The organism is Spirosoma foliorum (genome assembly GCF_014117325.1).
Classification (GTDB): domain Bacteria; phylum Bacteroidota; class Bacteroidia; order Cytophagales; family Spirosomataceae; genus Spirosoma; species Spirosoma foliorum.
The window spans coordinates 6,603,097-6,616,808 of sequence record NZ_CP059732.1; the positions used below are offsets into that span (position 1 = coordinate 6,603,097).

Here is a 13,712-nt window from a genome sequence, read left to right on the forward strand (position 1 = left end):
GCAGATCAGCGTCTGTTTTTCGGGCAGCTTTGACCCAAAAACGACCTGCTATGAACATATTGTTTCGGGTAATTATCTTCCCAATAGCTCTTTTCCTGATTCACTCAGCAAACGCCCAGCCCACGAAATCGACAGCCGAAAAGCTTGACAAATACCTGACCGCTGCCGCCAACCTGCACCGATTCAATGGCACCGTATTGGTGGCGCAAAAAGGAAGTATCCTTCTCCAGAAGGGGTACGGTTGGCGCAATGAGCCCGCTAAAATCCCGAATGACACGACTAGTATTTACCAGCTTGGGTCAATCACCAAAACATTCACAGGGGCAGCCATACTTCAGTTGCAGGAAGAAAAAAAGTTATCGATCAAGGATAAACTGAGCCGATACCTGCCCGATTACCCCAATGGTGATCAGATTACCATCGAGCAGCTATTTGCCCATACGTCCGGGATTTATGACTACAAAGGCGTGCTTTATTCGAAAGACAGCCTGGAATTTACCCGTCCTGTCAGCAAAGTGCGCATACTTTCCACATTCAAAGACAAACCACTGGCCAACAGACCGGGGAAGGCCGTCAATTATTCAAATTCCGGCTATTTCTTATTGGGTCTGATTATCGAAAAAGTAACCCAACAACCATTTGAAACCGTCATTCGGAAGCGCTTCATCAAACCACTTCAGCTAACCCGAACAGGCTTTGATTTTATCAATCGACAAACGCCAGATAAAACAACGGGCTATACGTATTGGAAAGATTCAGTTCTAGTAGCTGTTCGTCCGCTCGATTCAACGGCAGCTTATGCCGCTGGTGGTATGTATAGTTCAGTAGGAGATTTGTACCGCTGGACGCAGGCTTTCCGCTCTACTCAATTGTTGAAATCAGTTTCACAACGTTTGGCATTTACTCCCATCAAGCCCGGCAACTGGAGTTGCGGCTGGGGAATTAATTATTTCGTGAACCACAAAAAGTTAGTTTTTCAGAATGGCAACCTTCCAGGCTTCGCCACCTTTCTGGTGCTTATCCCCGACGATGATACAGTCCTGATAATGCTCGCCAATGTCGATGACACATCAGACATGACTACGCTGGAGCCGATGCTTAAAGACTTGCTTTTTGTTACGTATGGCATGCCATACCAACTACCTGTTAGTTTCAAAACGGTTCAGGTCAGCGAAGCGATTTTACAGCAGTACGTAGGCCAATACCAGCTTGACCCGAAACGAATCATAACCATTACACTCGACCAGAACAGATTATTTCTACAAGTAACAGGTCAGGAACGATTCGAGATTTTTCCATCCAGTGAAACGGACTTTTTCCTCAAAGCCGTCAACGCGCAATTAACCTTCCAGAAAGACGAAACCGGGCGAGTTACTCAGATTACGGTTCACCAAAATGGCGACGTAGTGGCGAAGCGATTGTAAGTGATTCCGCCTATTCATTCCTGTTTAAGCTACTTCCTAAATCCATGAAATTTCTCTACTGTAGTCTCCTTTTCCTCCTCGCTTACCCCCTGAATGCTCAGCCAGGAACGGATTCCTTATCAACCCGAGTCCTGCAACCGGCAGACATGCAAGCTGACTTCCGTTACCTCCGTCGATTGCTGGAAGAAACGCATCCGGGCTTGTATCGTTACACAGCCAAAGCCAGCATGCAAGCCAAGCTGGACAGCCTTGATCGGTCGTTTACGAAACCACAATCTTTCTACAGATTCTTCAAAACGGTCAATGGTCTACTGGCTGATATCCGTTGCGCTCATACGCATGCGTTACCGCAAAAAGACTGGCGAACGCAATTCAATAAAGTCCAGAAAACCATTCCATTTTTTATACTACCCACTCAGCAGCACGTCTTCGTACTATTGAACGGAACAACCGATCAAACCATCAAACCTGGCTTTGAGCTATTGAGTATCAATGGACAATCGATAGCCGATGTTCGTCAGCAGTTGTACCGTCAACATTGGGCCGATGGGTATATCCAATCCTCGAAAAGCCAACTGCGAGGTGAGTTTTTTAACTTGTTTTATTATTGGTTCATTGGCCAGCCGGATCAGTTTTCGCTCACGTTCCGCAGCCTGACAGGTGATACCCTTCAGGTAAATGCACCCGCCAAACCATTCAGCGAATCGCTCCGGCAAATGATCAAAAATCCGGTCAACAAGCAGATGGTAGCCTGGTATGTCAACAAAAGACACAAACATCCCTGGCGGCTCAGCTTTCCCGATACACTGGCCAACACAGCTATTCTTCGGTTCGATGGGTTTGGTGGCGAAGGGGCTAAAAACGGGGCAGAAGCCATCACTACCTTCCAGGCTTTTATGAACAAAAGCCTGGCTAAAATCGAGAAGCAGCGGATACGACATCTTATTATCGATGTCAGAGGAAATACGGGTGGCTGGGACAGCCAGGGTATTGAATTGTTTACTTATCTGATGAAAACCGATTCCGCCGTTCCCTATTACACCCGCCAGCATAGCATCACCAATGGCGAGGGTAGTAGTAGCGAGTTTCTTACGTTTTCAGACCTTTCCGAAGCTGACCGACAGAATGCAAAGAACGAATTGACGCCTGAACCTGATGGTACGTTTACTCTGAAGCAAGACAGTGGAATCGATTCGACTGGCCGAACGCCTAAACGATATGCCCCTAAACCTAATCGGTTTAAAGGTCAGGTTTACGTGTTAATGGATGGCGAAAGTGCCTCAACCGCATCGGAATTTCTGGCCGTTGCACACGCCAATAAAGTCGGCGTATTTATTGGAACTGAATCGGGTGGCGCGTATGAAGGTGGCAATGGAGGTAGCTTCATCACCCTTGATCTGCCCAAGTCAGGCATGCAGGTAACAACGCCCCTGGTTTACTACAACGACGCCGTACCCGAGCCGAAGCAGAAAGGTCGTGGCACTCTACCTGATTACAATGTTCCAACTACCCGAACTAACATTCTGACTCACACGGATGCTCAATTGAATTTTGTGACCAAGTTAATTCGGGAACAGAAGTAGAGAGTTTCTGACAGGATTTACAGGATAAAACAGGATTTTTCGTCTTAGTAATCCTGTTTTATCCTGTAAATCCTGTCAGAAACTCTTGTCTCAACTAACTGTTGCTCATATCTGGTGTTATGTAATAAACCTCACCTATTCTATGGCCAGTTATCAACCGCTTCACGATTGGAACGTAACACCCACCGAAGCTGTCGCGCTACAACAGCAATTGCGTTCCCAGATTCGCATTGAGCCGTTGACCGAACAGCCTAAAACGATTGCGGGCTGCGACATTTCGTTCAATAAGTTTGAGGAAACCGTCTACGCCGGCATCGTTGTCCTACGACTCGACACGCTCGAAACCATCGAAGAAGCGGGCGTCGTTAGCACTGCCCCTTTTCCTTATATTCCAGGTCTACTGTCGTTCCGCGAAATTCCCTCGCTACTACAAGCCTGGCAAAAGCTGACCATCGAACCTGATGTAGTGATGTTCGATGGTCACGGTACAGCGCATCCCCGACGTATCGGGATTGCCTCACATGCGGGGCTATTTCTTAACCGACCTACGTTCGGATGCGGTAAATCGGTGCTGGTTGGCAAGTATGACGAACCCGCATTGGAACGAGGTAACTGGTCGCCCATGAAGCACTATGGTGAGGTTATCGGTGCCGCTTTGCGAACGAAAAACAAAGTCAATCCGGTCTATGTATCGCCCGGTCACCTGATCGATTTGGAAACCGCTATTTCGTTAACGCTGGCCTGCAACGGTGGCTATCGAATTCCCGAACCCACCCGCCGGGCGCACAACCTGGTAAATGCGTTACGGCGGGGTGAGCGGGAAGCGATGGCGGGATAATTGATGACAAGGGTTGCCTGTAGCTAATGAACGGTATAAATTCCCACAAAAGTTGTTTATCCTGATTGCGGCTATTTTGTGCATGAACTAAACCCAGATCATTTCTACCGGAAACCCGTTGTACACCATGAACATCTTCGAGATTCTTTATTAGGACTTACGCAAAGGCAACTGAAGGATTCGCCAACTCTTGACGAAGGTAAGCATCTAATAAGCCTTGTTTGAGTTGGTAAACCGTTTTCTTAGTCTGATAAGCCAACTGTTTAAAACGTAACCAAGTCAGAGCCGCTAAGCCAATGTGATTGCGTTGACTACGAGCTAATCGACATTGACAACATTCCAGACCCGTGATCTGCTTATCTTCTCGATGAAACTGCTCAATTGTCCAACGAATACCACTTTTTTCTTCAGCGGCACTCGTCTCATTTTGAGCTAAATCGTTGGTGACGATATAGTCCGTCCGGTGGGTAGACACCAGTACGCGGAACAGTTTAAGATAGGTGTTTTGAGGCATCTTGTGTACTTTAACCAGCTTACCCTGCTGCACCTGTTGAGCTGACCAGCTCAGATAGCTGACAGGTTGATACGATTCTTTGCCACCTGAATCATCGACCTTACGGTTGCTCTTGATAGGACAGTAAAACAGTTTTTCATTGGTAATGAGCCACTTGAAGAGGTCGGTCACAGCATACCAACTGTCCATTAAGACGATTCGATAACTGATCTGGCGGGGTGCTAGTTGGTTAAGCATGTCCAACACATGATCCAACTTGCTTTTTCCATCCTCATCGGGATTAAAAATACGGTAGTCAATGAGCCAGAACTGATTAATTTTAGGATTGAAGTAGACACAATTAACCACACCGATGCCTTTGATGATTCCATGAGCATTTCCACTGTATTGCCGACGAACCAGTTCAATTTTATGACTATGTTCTTTATTGAGCACGGTATCATCAAAGAGGATATAGCCATCGGTATCCAGTTGAATTTGGTGGCGGACATGTTGCCAGACCTGGCGAGGTGCCACTCGGCTAGCTTTGAGAAAGTACTGCACATTGTCATGGGTGATCCCTTCCAGGTGATCAGCCAAGTAGGTAGCCGTATAGTTGATCTGGCTACTCAGTAGAAACTGTCCGTAAAGTTGTGCGGTGACCTTCAAGCTATTTTTTATTTCAATTTACCACTTTTGCGTAAGTCCTATTTATAAAGAATTCACCGGCTTTTGGGGATTCGATCAGCTTTGGGAAATTATTCGGACACAGAACTATGAAGCACTACTGACTCTAAAAGGTATTCAGGCTTTTTTAAGACCATTGATTCCGGTATTACTACTTATCGAAATCATTCGGGGATTGTTTTACCGACGTTATTCCCATTCTCAACACAAGATCTCTCTATTCACGTATATTCTGAATCGCTTCATCTCCAGCTTTCTATCCATTGCCATGGTCGCCTTTTGCATCGGCTTGTTTGAACCTTATGCACTCGTCAAGACTACTCTCACCTGGTACTGGTTTGTGTACGGCTACGTGATTTGGGAGCTGGCTCACTTCGTCTATCATTATTTCGGACACAAAGTTCGGCTGTTCTGGTGTCTGCATTCCACGCATCATGCGCCGGAGTATATGAACCTCTCCGTAACCTATGCCCACTTTTTTCTCGAAGCACCCTATACCGATATAATCCGTACCACCATTTGTATATTACTAGGCGTAAATCCACCCCTACTCTTCCTGATCATGTTCATTGACGGAACCTGGGGAGCTTTTATCCATATCGGCGAAAATTTACTAAAAGACGGTCGACTGGGTTTCTTAAATAAATATATCCTTACACCATCGCATCACCGCGTTCATCATGCTCGTAACCCCTTGTACATGGATACGAATTTCTGTAATCTGCTCAATATCTGGGATCGGGCTTTTGGTACCTTACAGGATGAAAAACAAAGCATGGAAATCGAATATGGAATCAGCCGCCCAATGAAAAAGGGAGATTTCCTGGATGCTTATTTTGGCGAGATTGTCGCATTAGGTAAGGATGTATACCATGCTCCTGGCCTTAAAGATAAAATCCTCTACATTTTCATGCCACCCGGCTGGAGTCATACCGGCGATCACAAAACCGCTACCGTTGTGAAGGCGGATTACATCAAAGAGCATCAGCAGGAGTTGAGTTTAGGGGCGAAGCCTTGAATAAGGCTACTATTCAACCCACCTAGCGTTCTACCAGTCTATCTATTTCCCTCTAATTGATAATGAATACTCAATTTTAGTGCTACGGCAATACGGTATTCCCAATTCGACTAACTTTGTCGCCAGTATAAAAAAAACTAGTATCGCCAATTCGGGTAACTTTATCTTCAGTATAGAAAATACTAATATCCCCAATCCGGATGACTTTATCCCCAGTATAAAAAATACTAGTATTCCCAATTCGAATGACTTTATCTCCAGTATAGAAAATACTAGTATTACCGATTCGGGTAACTTTATCCCCAGTATAGGAGATAGTAACATTTTCAATTTTAGTAGCTTTCAGAGTAGATATATTTCCAGAAATCTGTTTGTCATTTAATAGCGTGATTAATGAAGCAATATAATTCTGACTATTATTTAATTGTATTTTCGATGACATAACCGTAAAACTTCCATCGAAATTTAGTTTAAACATAACTTCTCCTTCTTCAATTGTTTGATAAGTTTGCAAGGAATATGTTCCGTCTTTATAGACGATAAAATGGCCAATTTTAAATATAAAAACCTTGTTCCCATTAATAGAATAATTATCTATTTGTGCATTGACAGGTAACCAGGTAGAAATTAACAAAATGGCTAGAATTAGGCTTTTCATAGTGAATAAGGGGCTAGTTTTGTCAATGAGTAAGATCACTTAAAATCCACTTCGAGTAAGCGCATCGGTTAACATACCTGTAGCAATTAAGGAATGATACTGGCTCCAATCACCAGTGTCAGAAGGAAATAAACCAGGTAACAGTTGATGCCAGAAAGAGTCATTTAACAAAGCGATCGAATGATATGGCTTATCTGGGTTGGCTACAAGTTGGCCAGGTAAAACAGTAGCGTTACTTCCTACAATTGAACTATAATTAGCATAGCTCCATTGCGAATAAAAGCGAATAAACCGATCAGATTCATTACCTGCCCATTGTAGAGCGTTCGTAACGCAGGCAGGACCAATTCCTGTCGGAGCATCGAAAAAGTAGACCTCTTTAAGTATCTGCTGACAAAAGGCGTTATTTTTTTCGGCAAGAAAGGTTTTTAGCAATCCATTTCCTGAGCTATAGGCCGCCATCGCCACCCGAAAATTATCAGTAGAAACCAGTCCATCATTCATTTTGACATGCTGGGTGAAATACCATTTTATTTCACCTAAAATCTGTAAAATTGAGTCTGGATTATTAAAATCACCCATATTGATTGAATCGGATTGATTCAGAATAGGCAGTACTGTAATCACGTCTTTACCACTAAATTGATGTTGATAAACAATACCCACATTAGTGCTTGTGTTGGCCCCTAAAGTTTCATAAAACAAATACTTCCAGAACATGTGAAATAAGAAGTCCCAGCCGTAAGGATAGAAGTGTGCATCATCTATACTTTTCAGATTATCTGCATTTATATAATTGGTGCTCAGATTTTGGCCGGCTGTCGGATGAATGTAAATAAGAACCGGCCAGCAATCCAGTTCACTTGTTAACAGGCGATTGGGAACATTAACTGCTACTAACTTGGGAAAAACATTTCCCGGTCGTTCCAGTATAACCGTCGTTGATTCGTTAGTGGTAAATTCGAAGCTTCCCAGAGTAAAGTCAAAAACATTTTCTTTATCTGTTTCCTGAGCTTGCGGTACGCTAAAGGTTATATCGGTAAAACCAGCATCGATAGTTGGAAAAACGTCAACATTAGCCTGTTCAAAAGCTATTAAAAATGCATTTGCATCCGAATCATCGTCAGGCAGTTCGGGCAGATTAGTTGCGCGCATCTGCATCATCGGCAATACATTCTCAGACCGATTTATTGTACCTAATCGACTAGTCATTCCTGGCACAACATTTAGTTCTTTGAGAACACGATCAGTTACGTCCGTATAAACATTGAGAGGAGCGGGCGGCAACTGTTCTTCCCCTTCTGAAGCTAGAGTTTGTGATTCATTTGTCGATGTATCGAAGTCATCTAACGGTTGCGAATTGGCATTAGGAATCGGATTCATGATTTCTGCTTGTGTTTATAGTAGTTTTTATCAAGCTTTGGCAGTTGGGGGTAATGTGGGCATGAGTTGGCAGATCCAGGCGATAATTTGCATACCCCTTTTAGTCAGCGACCGTTTAGTTTCTGCTTGGCTAATCGCTCTATCTTCTAGGGAAAAAGGGCCTAGTGATAGTGCGGTTTCTACGGTTTGCGTCTCCTCATCTGCCCAGTCACTAATCGTTAAGTCTTTAGCCACAATGAAAGCAATGGGGAGAGCTGGAAAAATCCCCGTATTGGCGGCCATCCCATTTGAGAACACACCCTCTTGGTAACCAGGCATATACCAATTTTTCAAAAACAGAAAGGAGTCATCTAACCAGGGGCGATTTACCTGAACCAGACAATAGTCGAATGAAATTTTCAGGGAGTCGGCACGTTGAACATACGTTGCGGTTGTGCTCAGTAAGAGTGATTGTTTTACCCGTTGCATGTCCATCATACTTGATTTGATCTGAAATATTTTATCAGGCAATGGATGAACAACCGTTGAATCAATCCGACCATCAACATGAAATGCCGTACTTGTCATGGCCGACATGGTAGCCCTTCTATTTACTGCCAATAGGGCAGTCTTTAAGAGTTGTGGCTTCACTAACTGATCAATACCTACATGTGCCTGTTCTTCGTTAATTGACTGCAATTGCAACTGTAGCACTGCTTTGTCTAGTAACCGTGGCTGGCTAACTAATTGAACAAAATCTGGAGGCAGTACCTGCCACATCCACCGACGGATTTCCGGATTGAGTTTGACCAACGAAGTTGATCTGGTCGATTCATTACTTTGTATCTGGTTACTATATGTAAATGTTGACCAATTGCCTTGCGTAGTAGCGTCATACCAATCGGTGGGGGTTGCATAGGCTGGGTGGAACGATGTGGGATTGTTTTCTTTGAGAGAACCAATAGGTGTATTTTCAAATGTTCTGAGAGCCTGGCTTTTGACGTGGTTAAAGAAGGAAATATCAGGTTCCTCTGAAGTCAATGAAAAGGCACCGTTTAGAATAGTACTGTACTGACCTTCAACCGTTTTTCCTGTTCGGTTATAGGTATTAGCATCAACCGTTGGGATATTATTTACTAAGCCCGAGAGGGTTTCAACGGCCATTGCTGGCGAATAAACACCTCCTGTTTTATCTATTTTGAAATCTGACGGGCTAACGGATGTACCGATTGGTTCAAACGATAAAAAAACATCCTTCTGAGTAGCAGGATTTTGCTGATGAAACTTATCTAAAAAATAGTCATAGACATGTTGCATTAGATCATCTATTTCATTCATAGTAGTAGGGATAGAATAAGGTGAATAATCTTTTCCGGTGCGCACCTGATTTTGCACCGGAAAAGGTTAATTTTTATGTAAGGATTACCGCACTAGATCTTGAGAAAACCTATGTAGTTAATCCAGGATCGGACTCGGGTGGAGATGCGGGCAAAATATCGCTTAACCAACCAATAATCTGGGTTCCTTTGATTTCGAGTGTTGAGCCGTCAAAATGCCACCCGTACTCGGAATTGGAGTTACTCGTTGTGCTTCCAGCATAATCGGCAATAGCATCACTACTATCATGAGAGCCGTGCCCACCAAACGAGATGAACCCTAAGGATATACCACCTCCAGCACTGACGTGCTGATTGGTTGAGTTACTGGTATCCTGACTTTGTCGGTACATATTGTTGAGTGTTTGTCCGTCCTGCCCCCAGGTACTGGTTTTAATTTTTACATTTTTAATAACCAGAAATTGCATGGGCACCATTGGCAACAAAGGTGCTTCTTTTCTTATCTGCGTATCGATCAGGCCGTCACTAATGGCTTTAGCCGGATTATTGACCAAGTACCATTTTTGCATGTAGAACAGATCACCCATAAACCACGGGCGTTCAATCGTGCACAATCCGTATGTAATTTCGATACTCAGATCAGTAGCATCATTGTGAAATTGATACTGCTCCGATTCACTTCCCCCCGTAGTAATCACTCGCTCAGTTGAGCTGGTACCACCACTACCACCAGCAAACCCAAAACCGAATGAAATGGCCCCTCCGCCACCCGATGACGACGAATGAGATTCGAAATGCTGTTTGTATGTACTGTTTTGATGAGCAGCCGATTGGCTATTATATTCATTGCTACTAATAGTCAATGTTTGCCACCCCTCGCTATCATCATCTGAATCATACCAGTGTGTAGGATTAACGTAAGAATACGGAATGGGCGATGGTACCCCGGCCAAGCCTAAATTGTAAGCATCGAATAGTTTGCGGGATTTCGTGGTCATCCTGGCTTGCATATTGACTCCAACTGACTCAATTGTGTCAAGAGCCTGCTCCACTCGTTCGGCACCTTCCGTTTTCCAGGCATCGTAGGCATCATCTACTTTGCGCTGGTAGACAACGGATGCCATTGGCCAGCTATCGGCTCTGTTTACATCGTTCAAATAAGAATTTTGTGCATCGCTGTAGTCTACTTTAGCCTGAGCATAATCACTAGCATTTCTCACGTAATTGCGATAGAGCTTAGATTTACCAGTGATATCTCCATCTTCATCTAATTCATAAAGTAGTTTCCGCGCATCATCAATGCGTTTCTTCACCTCCGGTGCCATAGATGGAGCAGGCTCTGGCTGAATACCATTAATGATGTTTTCGTAAGCAAAACTGATGTGTTGCGTGCCTGGATACTCCAGATAAGAATCATCATTAGTGACCATCAGTCTCTTGTCTACTAATTGGGCCGTCCGGTAAGCGGCTGCTATTGCTCGCCGAAATTTTGGATCGGCAGGCTTGTTTGCGGAAGAAGTCCCCCCGTTCGATGATGGAGTAGTCGTAGTTCCATCCGCAGTCGGAGTGGGAGAAGTAGACAGAGGCCCCCCCCCCGTTAGCCGCTTTTACATCGTCCTGCAACGAAGAGCCGCCCATTGGTGACCATGCATTAGCATAGTCTTTGGGATCAACCATTTCTCCCAATACTAATTGTGAATAAACAAAGCCTGTTGTCAGCGCTTTACCGTCAGTCCGAACAGGACGACTGGATTTAATTCTGTCAATTAATTGACTGAAAACAGTCAAAATCGCTAATCCTGGTTCATTTGCCATTGTTTTATTTAGTTTTAAATTGAAAAAATTGGATATATAGGTCCCTAGTCGGCGTTAGGGAACGCTTTGCTATGTGAGCATTAGCTATGAAAAATCAGCTAGATAATTGTGCTAGGCAGCGTCTACTGCGCCAGAGAGATGAGGGCGTGTAGAAGGTAAAGGGTAGCTCTTAGTCTGCGACTACTTACTGCACCATGCCACTGATACCAGCGTGATAAACGGTACCATCTTTAGCTAGTACACAAGGCGAAGATTGATCGATGGTTCGGCCCGTATCGTACTCCCATTTTTTAGCGCCCGTTGCAGCATCGAAGGCATACAGTTTTTTGCCAATACCCTGGTAAACATAGCCCCCGGCAACCACTGGTCCCGAGTAAATTAGCGTGTTGGCTTCGGGTTTAACGTCCCATTTTTTAGCACCCGATGCCACATCAACCGCATAGAGTGTAGAACCGCTTCCTATATAGACAATGCCATTAGCAACAATGGGCGAGGAATAACCGGCCGTGCTTTCGTCAATCGCATACTCCCATTTTTTGACTCCTGTAGTAGCATTTAAAGCGTACAGTTTTTTATTGTTTGTACCAAATACACCACTACCAATGTACAGAACACCGTTAGTGACTGTTGGCGACGAATTGGCAATACTGGCTCCCGTAAAGCGCCATTTTAAAGCGCCGGTTTTTAGATCGAAGGCGGAGACTCCATCTCCCTCTGAACCAATGTATAAAAAGCCATTGGCAACAGCTGGCGACGATTCACTTAAGGAGCTTAGTATGCCCGAGCCATCTGTTTCAACAGATCGCCACTTTAGAGATCCAGTCAACGCATCCAGCCCGAAAACAGGGGGCGAAAATGTGCGGAGGCTAGCATATACAATTCCATCAACCATTGTTGGCGATGCGTCAAACGTACGAACTGCGTCGCCCTGGTACTGCCACTTTTTGGCCCCCGTCAGCGCATCTAATGCGTACAGATATGGATCGCCACCGTAATACACGATTCCATTGGCAACCATTGGCGCAGCAAATGGGTGAATTTTATTTGTCTCAAACTCCCACTTCTTCGCACCAGTAGCGGCATCTAGCGCATAGAGTTTTTTATCCCAGCTGGCAACATAAACCAGTCCGTTGGCTACCGTTGGTGTGGACTCAATAGCGCCACCAGCCGTAAACGACCATTTCTTGTCTCCAGTCAGCGCATCCACTGCAACCAAAACGCCATCCAAGTTGCCAACATATACAGTGCCGTTGTTGACTGGCTTCTCCACCGTAACGGTAGTTAAATAGGCCTGAGTACTGCCATCTTCGGCGGTAATGGTATAGGTAACCACTTTAGAAAAATCCTGCGCCACTCCTGAAGCCGGTGAAACCGTCGCCTTGTCGGATACTGTGATGGTGGGCACTAATTTCGTCACGTCCATTCCGGCCGTAACAGTGGCCGAAATGGTTTTAGCTGTGGCGTCGATGGTGGCTGTAACGGTGGGATTCAATCCGTTGAAGGCGAAGGCTGTAATGGATTTGGCCGAGCTTTTGGTGCCGGGGTTGGTAGTACTCCCACCGGGCGATGGCGTATCCTCAGTTTTCTTACAGGAGGTGGCCCACAACAGCAATAGGGTAAACAGGGTAGATAGAAGTGGAAATGTGTGTTTCATGATGCATCTGTTTTAAAGTCGAATAGGAGCGGATGTTTTTGACTGGCTCAAAGTTGGAGTATTTACACTCGCTCGTCAATCGCATGATATGGCGACGATCGGTTTAATAAAGCCCTGAATTTTAAAGTAATAGGTAAATAAAAACCCCAGCAGAAGGCCAGGGTTAGTGATAAGACGAGAGGAAGAATAATTACCGAGTCAGGTATTTAGCGATGGCTTCGGTAACGGAATGCACGTGCAGTTTTTCGTAAATGCGCCGAATGTGCGTTCTGACGGTATCAATACTTATAGCCGCTTCGGCAGCCACCATTTTGTAGCTATTCCCAGCCGCTAGCAATGCCAGTACGGTTGCTTCGCGGGGCGTAAGCTGGTCTAACTCATGAGGAGCGCTAGAACGATGTAAGGATTTTAGCACACGTCGGGCAATACCTGGCGACATAGGTGCGCCCCCTTCATACACTTCCTGAATAGCCTCTAAAATGCGTACTGGCGGTGTTTTCTTAAGTAGATAACCCGTTGCCCCGGCCTTGATAGCATCAAATACTCGGTCGCTATCGTCAAATACAGTCAGTATAAGTACATCGGTTTCGGGAAATTGCCGATGCAGCTTCAACGTGGCTTCGATACCTGATATTTCGGGGAGATCAATATCCATAAGCACCACATCCGGGCGATGGGTAGCCATTTGCTGGTCTAGATTCAGGCAATCACCATAAGCGCCGACTAACTCAAAATTGTCGGTTGTTTGCACGAGTAGCGAGAGTGCATCACGCAACGGTTGGTTATCTTCGTATATGCTGATGCGGATTGCCATAAGTCAAGAGAAGTAGAGGTGTCAATCCG

12 protein-coding genes are annotated in these 13,712 nt (G+C 44.9%); 4 read left to right on the top strand and 8 right to left on the bottom strand.

Features of this window, described 5'->3' with window-relative positions:
• Positions 1-50: 50 nt before the first annotated feature.
• From H3H32_RS27825 to nfi, 3 genes are all read left to right on the top strand, one after another.
• Positions 51-1,424 carry a serine hydrolase gene (locus H3H32_RS27825; protein ID WP_182459004.1) on the top strand — a complete coding sequence of 458 codons (1,374 nt, stop codon included), beginning with the start codon at positions 51-53 and terminating at the stop codon, positions 1,422-1,424.
• A 44-nt stretch (positions 1,425-1,468) separates the two neighbouring features.
• Entirely contained in the window at positions 1,469-3,007 is a 1,539-nt protein-coding gene (locus H3H32_RS27830) for a S41 family peptidase (RefSeq protein WP_182459005.1), read from the top strand.
• 142 nt (positions 3,008-3,149) lie between these two features.
• Entirely contained in the window at positions 3,150-3,845 is a 696-nt protein-coding gene (gene nfi / locus H3H32_RS27835; RefSeq protein ID WP_182459006.1) for a deoxyribonuclease V, read from the top strand.
• 157 nt (positions 3,846-4,002) lie between these two features.
• Here the strand turns inward: nfi and H3H32_RS27840 are convergent, their stop codons facing one another.
• Positions 4,003-5,007 carry an IS701 family transposase gene (locus H3H32_RS27840; RefSeq protein ID WP_182458304.1) on the bottom strand — a complete coding sequence of 335 codons (1,005 nt, stop codon included), beginning with the start codon at positions 5,005-5,007 and terminating at the stop codon, positions 4,003-4,005.
• Between H3H32_RS27840 and H3H32_RS27845 the strand changes: the two genes are divergently transcribed.
• Positions 4,997-6,043: a sterol desaturase family protein gene (locus H3H32_RS27845; protein WP_240543508.1), complete on the top strand. Its 1,047-nt coding sequence runs from the start codon at positions 4,997-4,999 to the stop codon at positions 6,041-6,043. The genes H3H32_RS27840 and H3H32_RS27845 overlap by 11 nt on opposite strands.
• Before the next feature lie 82 nt (positions 6,044-6,125).
• Here H3H32_RS27845 and H3H32_RS27850 read toward each other — a convergent pair whose 3' ends face one another.
• The 7 genes from H3H32_RS27850 to H3H32_RS27880 form a co-directional block, all read right to left on the bottom strand.
• Positions 6,126-6,701 (bottom strand): hypothetical protein, encoded by a 576-nt coding sequence (locus tag H3H32_RS27850; RefSeq protein ID WP_182459007.1) that lies wholly within the window; start codon positions 6,699-6,701, stop codon positions 6,126-6,128.
• Between the two features lie 39 nt (positions 6,702-6,740).
• The gene (locus tag H3H32_RS27855; RefSeq protein WP_182459008.1) at positions 6,741-8,084 is read right to left on the bottom strand and encodes a hypothetical protein; all 1,344 of its coding nucleotides are present in this window, start codon (positions 8,082-8,084) and stop codon (positions 6,741-6,743) included.
• Positions 8,085-8,114: 30 nt separating this feature from the next.
• Positions 8,115-9,401: a hypothetical protein gene (locus tag H3H32_RS27860; protein ID WP_182459009.1), complete on the bottom strand. Its 1,287-nt coding sequence runs from the start codon at positions 9,399-9,401 to the stop codon at positions 8,115-8,117.
• A gap of 109 nt (positions 9,402-9,510) precedes the next feature.
• A complete protein-coding gene (locus H3H32_RS27865; RefSeq protein WP_182459010.1) occupies positions 9,511-10,830 on the bottom strand; it encodes a hypothetical protein in 1,320 nt (439 codons plus the stop codon).
• Positions 10,820-11,215: a hypothetical protein gene (locus H3H32_RS27870; RefSeq protein WP_182459011.1), complete on the bottom strand. Its 396-nt coding sequence runs from the start codon at positions 11,213-11,215 to the stop codon at positions 10,820-10,822. The genes H3H32_RS27865 and H3H32_RS27870 overlap by 11 nt, the downstream gene beginning before the upstream one ends.
• Positions 11,216-11,399: 184 nt before the next feature.
• Positions 11,400-12,869 (bottom strand): outer membrane protein assembly factor BamB, encoded by a 1,470-nt coding sequence (locus H3H32_RS27875; protein WP_182459012.1) that lies wholly within the window; start codon positions 12,867-12,869, stop codon positions 11,400-11,402.
• A gap of 190 nt (positions 12,870-13,059) precedes the next feature.
• A complete protein-coding gene (locus H3H32_RS27880; RefSeq protein ID WP_182459013.1) occupies positions 13,060-13,683 on the bottom strand; it encodes a response regulator in 624 nt (207 codons plus the stop codon).
• Between the last annotated feature and the right edge of the window lie 29 nt (positions 13,684-13,712).